The sequence below is a fragment of the Alteribacter populi genome, assembly GCF_002352765.1.
GTDB lineage: Bacteria > Bacillota > Bacilli > Bacillales > Salisediminibacteriaceae > Alteribacter > Alteribacter populi.
On sequence record NZ_KZ293963.1, the window covers coordinates 2580344 to 2596181 of the forward strand.

General features: G+C 33.0%; 12 protein-coding genes and 3 pseudogenes. 3 read left to right on the forward strand and 12 right to left on the reverse strand.

All coding sequences use genetic code 11. The features are described from left to right. Positions 1 to 272 precede the first annotated feature (272 nt). Positions 273 to 953 carry a hypothetical protein gene (locus tag CDZ94_RS12295; protein WP_096437434.1) on the forward strand — a complete coding sequence of 227 codons (681 nt, stop codon included), beginning with the start codon at positions 273 to 275 and terminating at the stop codon, positions 951 to 953. Positions 954 to 984: 31 nt separating this feature from the next. On the opposite strand, the gene CDZ94_RS12300 is transcribed toward CDZ94_RS12295, so the two are convergent. Both CDZ94_RS12300 and CDZ94_RS12305 read right to left on the reverse strand, forming a co-directional pair. Beyond that, on the reverse strand, positions 985 to 1356 hold the full coding sequence (locus CDZ94_RS12300) for a hypothetical protein (RefSeq protein WP_096437436.1): 372 nt from the start codon (positions 1354 to 1356) through the stop codon (positions 985 to 987). 17 nt (positions 1357 to 1373) lie between these two features. Further along, a complete protein-coding gene (locus tag CDZ94_RS12305; protein ID WP_096437438.1) occupies positions 1374 to 1568 on the reverse strand; it encodes a helix-turn-helix transcriptional regulator in 195 nt (64 codons plus the stop codon). 1054 nt (positions 1569 to 2622) lie between these two features. Here CDZ94_RS12305 and CDZ94_RS12315 point away from each other — a divergent pair. After that, positions 2623 to 2970 (forward strand): hypothetical protein, encoded by a 348-nt coding sequence (locus tag CDZ94_RS12315; protein ID WP_096437442.1) that lies wholly within the window; start codon positions 2623 to 2625, stop codon positions 2968 to 2970. A 59-nt stretch (positions 2971 to 3029) separates the two neighbouring features. On the opposite strand, the pseudogene CDZ94_RS12320 reads toward CDZ94_RS12315, so the two are convergent. Both CDZ94_RS12320 and CDZ94_RS12325 read right to left on the reverse strand, forming a co-directional pair. Then, positions 3030 to 3881: pseudogene (locus tag CDZ94_RS12320) on the reverse strand (GDP-mannose 4,6-dehydratase); the annotation flags it as partial. 253 nt (positions 3882 to 4134) lie between these two features. Next, positions 4135 to 5596: pseudogene (locus CDZ94_RS12325) on the reverse strand (IS1182 family transposase); the annotation flags it as partial. 232 nt (positions 5597 to 5828) lie between these two features. On the opposite strand from CDZ94_RS12325, the pseudogene CDZ94_RS21980 reads away from it, so the two are divergent. Beyond that, a pseudogene (locus CDZ94_RS21980) lies at positions 5829 to 5963 on the forward strand (NUDIX domain-containing protein); the annotation flags it as partial. A 210-nt stretch (positions 5964 to 6173) separates the two neighbouring features. Here CDZ94_RS21980 and galE read toward each other — a convergent pair. The 8 genes from galE to CDZ94_RS12370 form a co-directional block, all read right to left on the reverse strand. Further along, a complete protein-coding gene (galE, locus tag CDZ94_RS12335; protein ID WP_096437448.1) occupies positions 6174 to 7163 on the reverse strand; it encodes a UDP-glucose 4-epimerase GalE in 990 nt (329 codons plus the stop codon). 112 nt (positions 7164 to 7275) lie between these two features. Then, the gene (locus CDZ94_RS12340) at positions 7276 to 8571 is read right to left on the reverse strand and encodes an oligosaccharide flippase family protein (protein ID WP_096437450.1); all 1296 of its coding nucleotides are present in this window, start codon (positions 8569 to 8571) and stop codon (positions 7276 to 7278) included. A gap of 147 nt (positions 8572 to 8718) precedes the next feature. Then, positions 8719 to 10053: an O-antigen polymerase gene (locus tag CDZ94_RS12345; RefSeq protein ID WP_096437454.1), complete on the reverse strand. Its 1335-nt coding sequence runs from the start codon at positions 10051 to 10053 to the stop codon at positions 8719 to 8721. 8 nt (positions 10054 to 10061) lie between these two features. Then, positions 10062 to 11120, reverse strand: a complete 1059-nt coding sequence (locus CDZ94_RS12350) for a glycosyltransferase family protein (RefSeq protein ID WP_096437456.1) — start codon at positions 11118 to 11120, stop codon at positions 10062 to 10064. 89 nt (positions 11121 to 11209) lie between these two features. After that, the gene (locus CDZ94_RS12355; RefSeq protein ID WP_096437458.1) at positions 11210 to 12403 is read right to left on the reverse strand and encodes a polysaccharide pyruvyl transferase family protein; all 1194 of its coding nucleotides are present in this window, start codon (positions 12401 to 12403) and stop codon (positions 11210 to 11212) included. Continuing rightward, positions 12400 to 13428, reverse strand: a complete 1029-nt coding sequence (locus CDZ94_RS12360) for a glycosyltransferase family 4 protein (RefSeq protein ID WP_157911755.1) — start codon at positions 13426 to 13428, stop codon at positions 12400 to 12402. The genes CDZ94_RS12355 and CDZ94_RS12360 overlap by 4 nt, the downstream gene beginning before the upstream one ends. A 36-nt stretch (positions 13429 to 13464) precedes the next feature. After that, positions 13465 to 14544, reverse strand: a complete 1080-nt coding sequence (gene wecB, locus CDZ94_RS12365; protein ID WP_096440819.1) for a non-hydrolyzing UDP-N-acetylglucosamine 2-epimerase — start codon at positions 14542 to 14544, stop codon at positions 13465 to 13467. A gap of 35 nt (positions 14545 to 14579) precedes the next feature. Then, the gene (locus CDZ94_RS12370; protein ID WP_096437462.1) at positions 14580 to 15800 is read right to left on the reverse strand and encodes a nucleotide sugar dehydrogenase; all 1221 of its coding nucleotides are present in this window, start codon (positions 15798 to 15800) and stop codon (positions 14580 to 14582) included. Between the last annotated feature and the right edge of the window lie 38 nt (positions 15801 to 15838).

Genomic DNA, 15838 nt, shown 5'->3' on the forward strand with positions numbered 1-15838 from the left:
GATGATGCGCGCAAAACTTCAAATGGAGGTGTGGTGATAAAAAGTTCGAATTATTAATGTCATAATCTTTACTACGATCAAAAAAGAAAAGAGTGACCTAATCTACTTCTTATATGGCATGACTTTTTTGTAAGTATCGAAGATTGTTGTTATGTTAAGTTATTTTTACATGATTAACTTTACTTCTTTTTGAAACAACATGAATCTGCTGAAATACTAGTATAAACAAGTTTAAACAATTTCTTTATGGTTTAAAAATAGGGGGAATAAAAATGAAATTTAAATTTACTTTAATAGCTTTGTCATTTTTAATGTTATTCAGTCTAGTGGCGCCAAACCTAAATCAAGTACAAGCAAGTAGCAGTGATAATAACGGTAACATGAATATTGCTCAAGAAATTAGTCATGAAGTCATAGAAAAAGCTGATAAATATATTAGTCTGGAAAATGAAAGATACGTTATTTCAAATGTCAGTGACCTTAAAAAAGAAGTTAGTAATGAAGAATTTCAAACAATAAAACATAAAGTAAATGAAATTAACTCAACTTTAAAAGAGGTTAGTAATGAAGAACTCTCTAAAGCAAAAATAAATGGAGATGTCATATCATTTTCTAATGAATCTGAAAATGATGATGGAATGAATATTATGAGTGCAGGAAGAACTGGAGTTGACGTATTGTGGTGGGGTTATAGAATCTACTTAAACGACAATCATACTAGAACTACTGCTCAAGCCTTGGGCACGGGTGCAGGTGGTGCTGCAATTGCAGCACTTTGGGCTCCTTGGTTTTCAGCTCCGACAGCTATTATTAAGGCTGTGGCAAAAACATTAGCAATTGCTTTAGGTGGAGCTGCCGGAGTAATTACGGCTACAAACCAAGGCAGTGGTGTCTACTTCCGCTTCACTGGTGTACAACCAATCGTCACCTATACTGGAGTACATCCCCAATAAGGAATAAATTATGGCATCTAATAATTTTTTATTAGGTGCTTTTATTTATAATAGATGTCATTATAGGGTAAGATAAAAAGGCTACTAATAGCAGGAAATTTAAAATAAAAGAGGCATCTAACTCTGTATATAAATTATGTATTACCACGAATACCACTATGCTAGATGCTGTTAGTCTGTAAGAAAAATCAGCACTTTTATTTTTCACATGTTTTATCCTTTCGTCTTCAGGTTCATCAACCCCAATAACACTAAGATCAACTATACTATCAATAGCCAATGAAAATACTACTAAACCCCAGACAAAAAAGTAATCACCTCTAAATAAAAAAAATAATGAAAATAGTAGAATCAAAAAAGGAAAGCAAGTAGCAAGTAATCTTTTGAATTTTACTTTAGTCATATAATAACCCCTATTCTTTAATCTTCAAAAATGAATATTTCTTCAATTTTACAATTGAATATTTTAGATATTTTAAATGCTAGTTCTAGTGAAGGGTTGTACCCACCTTTCTCAATTGAAATGATAGTTTGTCTCGATACATTCAATCTAACAGCTAATTCCCTTTGGGAAAAACCAAACATTTCTCTAAATTCCTTAATATTATTGTGCATAATATTTTAATTCCTTTACCGCAGTATTGGTAAAGTTAACTTTACCTTAAGGTTATTGTAACGTAAAACAAACTTTACTTTCAACCCCGAATTTCCATTTATAGATTTTTTCTTACTTCACCAGTTTTCGTACCCCTCATTAAAACACATAATACTTAATTAAGTACCGGCTGTTGAAATCAAGGGAAAGTTAGTAGATTGCTGAAAAAAATGGTATCGACATTGATTCTTTAAAAAGCAGCCGGTTTAAGGGGATGGGTGTTAACCCCATCCTTAGACTGTAAGGATCATGCATATTAATCTGATTAATATGCATAATCTTTTATTGGTTTGCCGATTTCAAAATAATGCTATTCTTTCCAATTATATAGAAAAGGGATCCAGTCTTCCTGATTTATACTTCCAACTTCAACTATTTGAACAAATCGGTCGGTAAATGTCCATTTTGGTAAGATAGACGGCGCTACCTCTACCCGCACTTCATATGTCAGCAAACTCTCAATAAAGGCTTGGGTTGTTGACTTCCAATAGACGGTCGATTGATTCCACCTTTCTATCTTTGATCGCGCCGTTGACAGTCGTTCTTTCTGCATGGATGTCACTGTTCAACAGGATTCCTATTACTTGTGTATAAATATTATTTTATATACAACTTAATTTACATATGATCATACATCATGAAAGATTATTAGACTGTCAAAACATCAGTCCAGACTGGGAAGCAAGAGAACCGTCCCCATGCTTCCCCCTCACAAAACTTGTCTAAAAAAACAATTTTAAATAAACGTTTAATTAAAAATACATGATGTAACAACAAAGCGTTCAAAAGTGTTGGTGAGATCCCGATCTCCTTTGCCCTTTCACTAAATATGGAAGGTCAATCACCTCTGACTGGTATTTAAACGGTGCCGATCCAAAGTCTGCTGATCCTGGAATAGTTTCTAGTGGGAGGGTAGCTTCTTCCTGGTAATCACCCAGTTTCCTTCCATGCTTCTCCTTAATTTCTAAAGTATACTTACTATATAATTGAAGTAAATATTTGGGAGGATTATGTATGGACTTGCGTACAGAATTTATGGTTGAGGCTTATAGGTTGCATTATGAACTAGAAAATAATCTTCGGTGGTTTATTAGATATCGTATGGAGAACGATTATGGGAAGGATTGGGAACGAGCATTGCAAATAAGATATGATTACTCGAATGCTTATTTTCATGACTTAATCTCACTGCTATTCAAGTATCCTAATATCCTAATTAAGTTAGAGCATGCACAACGAAAACTATTAATCTCGACTATCCCCATTAGAAATAAAATTGCTCATGCTAAGGTATTAACAAATAAGGAGTTTAAACAATTAGAAAAAGCTCATCAATTCATAGATGAACTCGTAAAACATTAACTAAAAACCCCTGTGAGCACCAACATAATAGTGCTCACAGGGATTTGATTATTGGTATACTATGACCTACTTCTCACCTTATAGTATTTTACATACCAATCAGCAAACTGCTGCAAGCCCTCTTCAATAGAAGTCTTCGGCTTAAATCCAACCGCCGCATATAACTGGTCAGTCGATGCATACGTAGCTGGCACATCTCCTGGCTTAATCGGTTCGAAGTCTTTCTTAAATTCTACTTCTTTTCCGGTTGCTGTACTCAACGCTTTCTCAAGTGTTCCAATAAACGTCATCAGCTTTTCAGGGTTATTGTTTCCAATATTAAAGACATTGTGAGGAACATCTTCTTCAGAAGGTTTCCCGATCAGTCTCTCAATTCCCTCTACGATGTCGTCAATATACGTGAAATCACGATAGAGATCATTATCAAAATCGCCATTATTAAAGATCTTAATTGGTTCACCAGCAAAATATTTATCCGTAAACCCAAAGTAGGCCATATCCGGTCTTCCCATTGGCCCATAAACTGTAAAGAAGCGCAGACCAGTAGCTGGAATGTTATATAAGTGGCTATAAGTATGAGCCATCAGTTCATTGGATTTCTTAGTTGATGCATATAACGATACGGGATTGTCTACAAAGTCGGTTTCTTCAAATGGCACCTTTTTGTTCGCGCCATAAACTGAACTTGATGAAGCATAGATTAAGTGCTCTACTGGATTGTGCCTGCAGGCTTCAAGGATGTTGTAAAAGCCGATCACATTACTTTGTATATAAACATCAGGATTTTCAATGGAATAGCGAACTCCTGCCTGGGCTGCCAAGTTTACCACAACGTTTGGCTTGTACTCTTCAAAGGTGCTAGTAATCATCGCCTTATCAGAGATATCACCTTTAATAAAGGTAAAGTTCTCATTTCAGTGTTTAGGCGAAGTTATCGTTATACATTTAGAGAATCCAGGTTAAAGAACAGACCTGTCCCCATGTCCCCACACGCACCAAACCATCCCCGATCGACCTTTTTCAACCGCGAAAGAAGCAAAGAACCGTCCGGGACCAGTGATAAAGTAGTGTTTAAAAAAACTGCTTATAAATTAAAAAATCCCAGATATTACAAATGATCTGGTGAATGTGGGGATAATCTTATGATTATCCTCTATATTTTTAGGATACGATTGCTGCTATCCGCTTTAAGTTAACTGCTATTGCAGCTAACTTTGATTGTTTTGACACATTTAATAGACCATATCCCCGTACACGAGATAGGCCATGAAACCTCTTGAGTTCAGCGTTTTCCCCTTCAATAGACGCTCTTTTTTATATTTCTCTTTGAACTCGTCTGTTTTTTGATATTGAGAAATATCATAGAATTCAGTTGTATTCTTACCAACAGTAAGGATTCTTCGTGCTCTTTTTTGTGTACATTCATCATGTAACGGACATGCCTTACATTGGTTTAATTCGAAATAGTATTTGTAGCCTTCTCTTTTTCCGTCTTTCCTATTTGATACATAATGCTTCTTCTTTACCGTCGTATTCCCTTGATTACATTGCCACTCATCAGAATCTTTGTTATAGCTGTATTTACTTTCATCAATCCTATAAACTAAGGAACTCACTGGTATGTAAGGCTTTGCTTTCATTTCTTCTACAACATCTAGGATAGACTTTCTAAAATAAGCTTTATCTCCATAGACTTCTTCCAGTCTCATACCAGATTTCTTTGTATCTTCTAACATGTCCTTTGCGTAGTTACCATCCATATATGAGCCGTCTGCTGTTCTAACTGAAGTGATAATGCGTTCATCTGTTGTCATCACAAACTCCGTTTTATAACCGTAAAAACTTTGTGTTTTACTTTTACGACCCACTCTCGCATCTTCATCTACCATAGAGCGTATACCTTTTTGATTTATAAACTTCGGATCATTTATGATTAGTTTGGTTTTCTTGATTGCTTCACCCGTTTGTAACTCACTAGAAGAAGGAGACTTTTCTACTTTTTCGATGACTTCTTCCACATAGCCTTTCATCACAGCTTTTGCTTCTTTATGGTCTGGGATTTCTTGATATTCAGGCACCTCAGGTGCCCCTCTAAAGGTTGTCCTGTTTCTTCTTCATATGTATGAATGATTTCTCTAGCCAAGTGTTTCATTAAACGTTCGGGTGTCTTCTTTACTGTGTTTGCCTTAATATGGGTAGCGTCTATACTGACAGTCTTACATTCGATAATTCCTTTTTCTACACACTGTCTGACAATTTCTTTAATGATTTCATCAAGAGTGGATTCTCCAACACGGTGTGTCCGGAATTTTGAAAGAAGACTTTTATCTGGAAGGGTATCTTCCGGATTGAGCCCAATAAAATACAAATAAGCAAGGTTTAAATTCCCTTCCGTTTCCATTCTTTCATCAGAGATATCGTATATATATTGTAGGAAGAGAAGCTTACACATCATTTCCGGCTCTTTCGCAGGACGCCCGAAGTTCTTACAATATGTATCCTCCAGTAACTCATTGATAAAACTAAAATCTACTACTCTAGCAACCTTTTTTAACATATGATTTTCTGGTATTTTGTTGTATAAATCAGTATGAAAGCTCATTTGCTTTGGCTCTTGTCGAAGCATGAGTAGACCCCCTAATGGTTATTTTGGTATTTGGTCGTACCTTTATTATACCATTTCAGGGGGTTTTTCTGTGCTAAAAACCAATTATATCAGGGTTTTTAGCACTTATTTTATTTTCATTTAAAGGTAAGGGAATGTGAGAAAGCTAAGCTGAACTATATTTTTGGTGACTTTTTCACTGGTCCCGAACCGTCCCTCTGCTTCCCCAAATAACTAGGGGCTTCCCGGTGTATATATGGAGTTAGGGGAAACCTTTGAGCAAACTGTTAAAAGAGAACTTTATGAAGAATTAGGTATTACTATTAAAGAACTCTCTCTTCTTAATATCTTTTCAGGAAAAGAATATTATCATGAATATCCAAATTGAGATAAAGTATATAGTGTTATTGCCTTATATACCTCTTCTATTTATGAAGGAAGCATTAAAGTAGATAATTTGGAAATTGAGCAAGCAAATTTTTTAGTATTCATTCATTACCTACTGATTTAACATTAAATACCAGAAGAATTTTATAACAAATTAAAATGCTGTAGTAAAACACATACGGGTCTTACAAATAGTAATATAAATAAAATACTACTTGTTTTTATACCCTTCTGGATATCCCTTATGCCAGTTCCACGCATCCTTAATAATCTTCTCTAAGGAATCAAATTGTGGCCTCCATCCTAATACATTTTTAGCTTTTTCAGATGAAGCTATTAAAACAGCTGGGTCCCCTGCTCTTCTCTCTTTTATTTCAGCTGGTATGGCATGCTCTGTTACTTTCCGTGCTACGTCAATGACTTCTTTTACAGAATAGCCATTTCCATTGCCTAGATTGAATATGTCACTTAAATTACCTTGTCTTAAATACTCTAATGCTAAATAATGAGAAGAGGCTAAGTCCATGACATGAATGTAATCCCTAATACATGTGCCATCATTAGTAGGATAATCATCACCTAACATGTAAATCTTATCTCGTTTACCCAGTGGCACTTGTAAAATCAAAGGGATAAGATGTGTTTCTGGCTCGTGGTCTTCACCAATATTTCCACTTTGATGAGCTCCTGCCGCATTAAAATATCTCAATGAAACATATTTAATTCCATAACCCTGATCAAACCACTTCATCATCTTTTCCATGGCAAGTTTTGTTTCACCATAGGTGTTTGTTGGATCGGTCTCATCTTCCTCTTGAATAGGAATATTCTTAGGTTCACCATAGGTAGCTGCAGTCGATGAGAATACAATCTTATCTACCTTATTTTCTTTCATTACATCTAAGAGACACAACATACCGTAAACGTTGTTATGGTAGTATTCATAAGGATTGTCCATACTCTCTCCAACCAAGGAGTTGGCAGCAAAGTGAATAACTGCTTCAATCTTATGACTTTTAAACACTTTATCCAATGCTTCTTTATCTCTTAGATCAATTTGATAAAACTGTTCGACATCGACAGAGTTTCTATGTCCACTTTGCAGATTATCGACTACTATAACATCTTCATTTTGATCAAGAAAATGTCTTACTGTGTGTGACCCGATGTAACCTGCCCCTCCAGTGATTAGTATTGCCATAAAATGGATACACACCCTAACTCAATAATTTTTCTTCTTCTCACTATATATTTACTGTTATTCAATAAGTAAACTTTTATACTATATCAATATAGCAATATAAATATGATCTTTACAGACTTCTATGGCCTTTTACAAAGGATTTACTTTTTTTAATTACCCAGAAAATCAAAAATAGGTATGCAATTACACCAGCTATTGAGTATAAAGCGACAGCGAGAATATCATTGTCAAAGAAAAAAAATCCAAACAAAATTGCAATTACTTTTAATAAGATACTAAAAACTTCATATACCAAAAATTTACCCTGGAGCCCTAATATTGGAATCGCAATAACACTCGGTCGATTAATAAACATAAAAAACAACCAAAAAGCTAGCCATCTTGCATATTCACCTGCTAATAACCACTCTGACCCAAAAACAAATGAAAAAAGCCAGGGGCCAAAGGCTATAACAACTCCAAAAGGTATAATTCCTAGTGCTGAGAGTCCTAAGGTTGCTTTTACTATCATTTTTGTAATACCTTTTCCATCATTGAAAGTTTCAGTAAGCTTTGGGTATAATACATCGCCTATCGACTTTCCTATTAATGTTATTGGCATTACTAACACTGTTCTACTAATAGAATAAAGTCCAGCTGACGCAGGCCCAAAAAAACTTGATAATAATAATATAGGTAAACTTTGTGAAATTGCATAAGTAAAAACTTGCGGCGCTCTAAAAATTGGAAAATCTCTATACTTTAAAGCTAACACTTTAAGTTTTGTGAACCCAAATGACCCTCTTATTTGCGTGTAGTTTAAACGACGTATCCCTAGAATTAACATTAACGCATGTATAGCGCTCCCTAGAGTTGCTAATATAACAAGAACTGTAGCTACTGGATAAAACCAACCAAAACCTACTTTTGCAATATTTAAAATTAAAGAATTTAAAAACGCAGCTTTAGCAGTGACCCGAAATTTCTTTGTACGTATTAACCACTGCTGTGCTACTTGGAGAAAAGCCGAAAACAAAATTACTAGTGGGATCAAATATAAAAATGGTGCGATATCTTCTATCTTTAACAAGTAGACTAATTGTCTATTAAAAAAGAGTAATATTAAAGCTGTAATCGTCGCTATACAAATTGAAACATATAAAGAAATGCGTATTATGCCTTTTGCATCACTATCACCCTTTGGAAGCACTATTGCAGTAGGATATGTTAGGGCTGCTAACGGAGCAATAATGCCTACCATAGCCATAAATACTCCTAAAATACCAAAGGCTTCCGGTCCATAAATGCGGGTAATAACAGGTGCAAATGCCATTGTTACAGCTTGTGCAGCAGCCGTACCAGTTGCTACTATCATTACATTACGTACAAATGGTTTTTTTGTTAACCTTATGAGCTTATTTTTCATTTAATTCTCCTATAACTGTTCCGCTAGGTGAATATTCTGTTATTCTAAAATAATTTTAAGTATTGTTAATAATCATCTCGTTCCATCGCTTATCATAATTTGATAACCTTAGTGTGACGGATTGGAATAGAAATTTGACACTTACACTTAGAAATCCATTTTAGAATTTTTAATACCTTTTTTTCTAAGCAATGTTTTTCTAGATAATAGAATTAATATAATTATAATAACAACTACATCAATCCTTCTCCTCATGAAGGCTTCAATATCTGCATACATTGGATAAAAAGAGAGAACTTGAAAAACTCTTACCTTTGCTAAAATAATAAAATAGTTTTGATTAACTGCATTAAATAACTTATCAAACCAACCAACAAGTCCTCCAAACAAAAAACTGACCACTATAACACCTGGCAAGGCAAACTGATAGTATCCAAATGATATAATGTCTGTTGGTATTCCCCTCGTTAAGTGATTTTCAGAATTTAAAACATAAGATGGTTTAATTTGGTCTAATCCTATCACGCTAGAAAGATTCTTAGGGATATAATTAATTATCCATCCAATAAAATCTATAAAATATCTAAACTCTCCCCTACCATAGGTAAATTCGTGTACCTTTAAGGTGTTGATATATGGAAAACTAAACTGTGCAAAAAGTCTTGGGATATTATCAAATACACCTCTAGCTACATAATCCTCTCCTGTAATATAATGAAAAAAGCCTTCTAAATAATTTAAAAGTATAATTCCTATAAATAAAATTATAGAAATGTTTCTGATGTTAAATTTTGAATTTTTATCCATTAAAAACATTGGAATAATCAATAAAAATAGCGCAAGCGGTAGTCTTCCACCAAATAATAATACATAATATACTGAATTTAAAAAAGCAAAAAACAAAAATAAAAAATCTATTGATAGCACATTAATCTTCTTTAATTGGAGAGATACGTAAATTAAAAATGAAGCTATAGATAAAGGTAATAATAAAAAAAATGAACTATTTACATTTATATCTCCAGCCCTTAACGCGTTAATATAGTTTAATGAGTTTAGGAGTCCCCCAAGACTGGAAGATATATATAGAGTACTAATTGATGAGACTAATAGTAAGATAAACCCAATAATCCGCAAATAACTAATTGAAAAGTCTACATTTGCATAGGTTTTTCTATATGGTTTTGTAAAGAAATACCCTAAAAGCAAACACAAATAACCAATCAGTATAATTATGCTTGCAAAAACATATGATTCATTTTCTTTATCTATAGTAGAAACAAGATAAAAGTCTGTCCTTCCAATAAAAAAGTTATTACTAATCATAACAATTGGAACTATTGCGTAAATAAAAATGAATATTAGATTTACACCTAAGAAAATAGTTAACTTAGCATTATTTCTAGTTTTATAGTCTAAATATGCAACTGTTAGCCCTAAAACCAAAATAAATGCATGTATAATTAAAGCTAGCCCTATCACCTTTCCACCTACTCTATGTTAAAGATCCCTTCAAGATTTATTTTCTCTATTTCAGAAACATAACTCTTATAGTTATCTAAAATATATAATTTATTTTTACCGTCAGTCATAGATACTACAAAATTACTAAGTTGCTCTTCAGAAAATGTTATATCTCCATCCCTATAATTTAAACTAAAGAAATAATCTTGATTTATTATCTTCTTTATTTGATCTTCAATATTTTCAGTTACAATTACTGCGAGCCCATTAGAGATATAGTCAATTATTTTAAACGGTGATGCAGCAACATTTATAATATTATTATCCCGTATAATTATACCAATATCATAATAAGAAAGTTCTTCGTCTAGTCCCTTAGGCGTTACATACTTCAAGCATAAGTTATCAGTTATATTATAAAGATCAGCCAATTCTTTGGCTTTTTTAAAGTTCTCATCAAAAGTAAGTACTGTAAATTCACACGCTTTATTCTCAAAAATAATTTTACTTACTACCTTAAAAACTAAATCTATATTTTGCCATTTAGAAAAGCCTCCAGAATAAACTATTTTTAATTTAGAGTCTCCTCTTGATAAATCACTAAAATTATTACTTGTTATTTTAACATTTGGCAGAATGGTAGAATTGTCCATATTTTTTTGGAGCTTTGGATATTTCATTAAATAGTGTTTTTTCTGATTCTCGCTAAGAAAGATAAAGAAATCAGTATACTTCATGACTTTTGATTCTATAAAATTTAATACAAATTTCTTAAAAATATTTTTGTTTTTATAGTATGACTCTTCAGGTATTATTCCCCTAGGTCTAAATATTAACTTAACGTTGTTGTTTTTATATTGTTTTAAGTGGTAACCATCAATAATATTAAAATACACTATCCCTTTTTCTCCACTGATATTCACAAACTCTTGGAAATCCATGTATTCTACTAAAGAATAATCTTTTAAGTTATTCTCCCATTTCTTATCTACGAATATTTTATCGCACTCAAGGAACGTGATAATTGTCTCCATTTGTCTCACAGATTGTTCCGAGAAGTTATTATTGTATATATATATTCTCATTTACTACCATCCCAAATTAATTTATTAGTAATGTAACAAACTACTGATATGTTAAGATAAGGAGAGACTAAAAAATACAATTTACTTTTTTAATTTTCTATAAAGGCTTTACTAATTTTTCTTTTCTCGACATCTATAAAACTTTTAATTTTTTCAACGTATTCTTCTCTTCTCAACTCAATCTCTCTTCCTTTTTGAACTAATTCATTACCATTGGCTGTCCAAGGCATACCAACATCGTTCATTATACCTGGATTTTTCAACCCCCACTCCTTGTCAAAATAACCCAAAACTGGGGTTCCGGCTGTTAGAGATAAAATCGAAGCATGAAGTCTCATAGCAACTACAAAATGCATATTCCTATAAAACTCACGAATAACATAGGGATCATATTCTTCTATCATTACAGCATTTACATCAACATGATTCATAACAAATTGGGTATACTCTTTGTCCTTTTTAGTTTGAACTACAAAATAAAGTTTATAGTCATCTTTAAATTCTTTTACAAAATTCCTAATTGAATCTGCAAATAGCTGTTTTTTGTTGTCTTTAAAATCTCCTAAATCTCCAATTGTTGTTGAACGTAAAACAATTGCTATGCATTTATTATTAGTTTTCATAATAGAAGAGTATTTTCGTTTGAATTTATCAGATGCCTTTTGTACATCCTTTATAAAAAAGCATGCATCAGTAGATTTAATGAACGGTACCCCTTTAATTTTTTCATTAAGTAATGTGAACGAACTGCTTTCTCTAATAAAAACTTGGTTAAAACTTCCCAATCTATTCTTTAACATACTTAACCCAAACTTGCTGGATTCTGCTGTTGACTGAGGAAGACATATAGTAGGCTTATTTAACTTGCTGGCTAACTTAAAAGGATAAAAAAGTGCCGCTAAACGAGCATAGTCAGTAAAACTATTTCCTCTTAATTGGTTACCACCATTTAGGAAAATTACATCTGCATCTGAAATTATTTTTTTTAGTTGCTTATCATTAGGTGATATTAACTTTATTATTCCATTCATATAGGAAATTAGCTTTTGTTCCTTCGAATTTTCTCTATCAAAAGAAAATAACCCAGGCTTTACCTCTACGTTATTATGATAATATTGAATATACTCTTTGCTCTCTTGATAATCTTCTTGTCCTTTAGCAAATCTAGAAACAAAAGTTACTTTATACCCTAGCTCTTGTAATATTGAGACAGTCCCTAAGCAAATTGCCATATCTCCCGCATTTCTTTTTCCCCATAAATAAAAGACAACAGCTTTCTTCATATCTTCCACTCCAATTTTTTCAAAGCAACTCTATAATTTTCGATTACACTTTCAGCATCAAAGTTGTTTGCATATTTTCTATTATTTTCTGAAATAACTTTCAAAGTCTCTTCATTATTAAAGCAATTTAATAAGATTTCTTTGAATTTTTCTTTATTACCTGTTGGAAATATCCATCCATTATTATTATTAACTACAATCTCAGTATTAAAATTAATATCACTTGCTACTACTACTAAACCAGCTAGATAAGCTTCAATTAATACTGCTGGGAACCCCTCTCCTTTATATTCAGTTGGGAATATAAAAACGTTATACTTCGATAGTGTTGATATTACATCTTCATTAGCTACTACACCCTTGTAATTAATTTGAGGTAGATTCTTTATATTCTCTAAAACATTCATGTCGAAATCTTTACGGATCGGTCCATAAATATCTAGGGTTGCAGTGGGGTAAGTTTCCAAGACTTCTTTAAATACATTTACCATCGTAGCAACTCCCTTAACGTTACGAACGCTAGATAAAAAAACAAATTTCAAGGCCTTAGTATCAAATCTCGGAAGAGGTTTTAGAGTGTCAGTCTCTATTTCTTTGTAGTTAGGCATATAATGAACATTTGTTAATTTTAGTTTTTCTTCTAACTCGTCTTTTAATTTTTTTGTCTCTACAGTAATAACATCAGCTTTTTTTAATGTTTTTTTTATTGTACGTGGGTACTTTAATGCATCTTGTACTATAGTGCCACCAATACATATTGTTGAATAATTAATATTAGGATTAAGAAATTTTTTCATGTTAAGAATAGGATACAAGATAGAACGACCATTTCTACTCACTGCAACAATAATTTGCTTATCTTTGGTCATAATTAAACTAAGAATATTTTTTAGTAGATTACTTTTAACTCTATCATTAGTATTGCTGACTTTAAAGTTAGATTCCCTATCTAAATATTTCATTAATAGTCTATTTTTAATAGCTGGACCGCCATTATCACCTACTGGACCAATAAAAAACGTCATGACTTGCCCTCCATCTTTTCTATACAATGACTTCATTTACATTTCTAATGCATCAGCTATCCTCTTACTTGCAAATCCATCACCATAAGGATTACTGGCCTTGCTCATATTTTTATATTCTGCTTCATCCTCAAGTAATAAATTTAAGGTTTGATAAATAACTTCTTCATCCGTTCCAACTAATTTCAATGTACCAGCCGATACACCTTCAGGTCTCTCTGTTGTATCACGCATAACTAACACTGGCTTCCCTAAGCTAGGGGCTTCTTCCTGAATACCACCACTATCCGTTAGAATTAGATGTGATCTCGACAGAAAGTTATGAAAGTCTAATACTTCAAGGGGTTCAATAATTCTTACTCTGTCACAATTACCTAAGATTTCGTTAGCGGCATCTCTTACTACTGGATTCATATGAATTGGATATATTGCCTTAATATCAGGCTGCTCATCTACAATCCTTTTGATAGCTTTAAACATATTTCTCATTGGTTCGCCAAGATTTTCTCTTCTATGTGCTGTTATCATAATAAGTCTACTATCGGCTGCCCAGTCTAGATGCTCATGAGTGTAATCATCTCTGACCGTTGTTTTTAAAGCATCAATAGCTGTATTCCCAGTTACATAAATAGTAGAAGGATTTTTTCCTTCCTTTAATAAATTTTCTTTCGACACATCTGTTGGTGCAAAGTTATATTTTGCCACTACCCCAACGGCTTGCCGATTAAATTCTTCTGGATAGGGCGAGTAAATATTATACGTTCTTAGTCCAGCCTCTACATGCCCAACAGGGATTTGTAAGTAGAAACAAGCTAAAGTTGTTACAAATGTTGTGGAAGTATCACCATGAACTAATACTACATCTGGCTTAATTTCCTCTAATATATTTTTCATTCTTTCTAAAATACTTATAGTAACATCAAATAATGTCTGTTTAGCTTTCATGATTGAAAGATCAATATCTGGAACAACCTTAAAAGCATCCAATACTTGATCTAACATTTCTCTATGTTGACCTGTAACACAAACAATGGTTTCTATGCTTTGTCTTGTTTTTAGTTCTTTAACCAATGGGCACATCTTAATTGCTTCCGGTCTAGTTCCAAAAACCACCATTATTTTTTCACCCAATTTTACTCACCATCCTTGCATTATAATTTATAGGCACCCTCAAATGTACAAATATTCTTAGTATCAAGAACTAGCTTATTCTTTATAAGGTCCATTTTGTTTTTAATATGCTCGTGTCCGACCATAACAACTAGAATTTCTATCTCATTTAAAAAGTCTTCAAAGTTCATAAATTGATGATCCACAATTCTTTCTTTAACAAATGGATCAAATGCCTTTACGCCAAATGCTAAATGTTCATCCATCCGTTCTAAAAGTTGAAGTGTTGGACTCTCTCTTGTATCATCAACATTCTCTTTATAAGCTAATCCGTAAAGGCCAACTTTAGCTATATCTTTAATCCCATGCTCTCTCATAATATCTCTAACACGTCCTAGTACATGTCTTGGCATGGAATCGTTTATCTTACGTGCCGTTAAAATCAAGTTTGTTAAGTCCGGATAATCACCAACTAAAAACCATGGATCTACTGAAATGCAGTGCCCTCCAACTCCTGGACCGGGTTGTAATATATTAACTCGAGGATGCATGTTAGCAATTCTAGTAATCTCATACACGTCCATATTATCAGTGCGACAAATTTTAGCTAACTCATTTGCAAATGCAATGTTGATATCTCTATATGTGTTCTCAACAACCTTAGACATTTCTGCAGACCGTATGTCAGTTACAACAATTTCTGCTTTACAGAAGTGTGCATACAACCCTTTAATTTTCTCACCCATTTCAAGGTTATCTGCTCCTATAGTCCTTGAATTGCTTTCAAGTTCATAAATCATGTTTCCAGGTATAATCCTCTCAGGAGCATGCATTAAATGTACATCATCTCCGATAACATAACCTCTTTTTTCAATTTCAGGTCGAATATATTTATCTATTGTTCCAGGAGAAATTGTAGATTCGATAATTATCACTGCGCCTTTTTCACAAACATCAAGAACACTATTTACAGCTGATATAACATGCTTAGGGTCAAGTTTCTTACTTTCCTTAATATATGGTGTTGGAACTGCAAGAATATAAGTATGTGTCTTTTGATATTCTGTTGAAAACTCAATGCCCTTAGAACGTGCTGCTTGAAATAGTTCTTGTAACCCATCCTCCTCAAAGGTTAACTTTCCATCATTTAAAGTGTTTACTAGATTTACATTGTAATCTGTACCAACTACTTTAATTCCGCTTTTGGCAAGCATAAGAGCTGTAGGTAATCCAATATAGCCTAGTCCAATAATATTGACCATTAACAATCTTCCTTTCAACTTTTCCGTTCTATACTTTT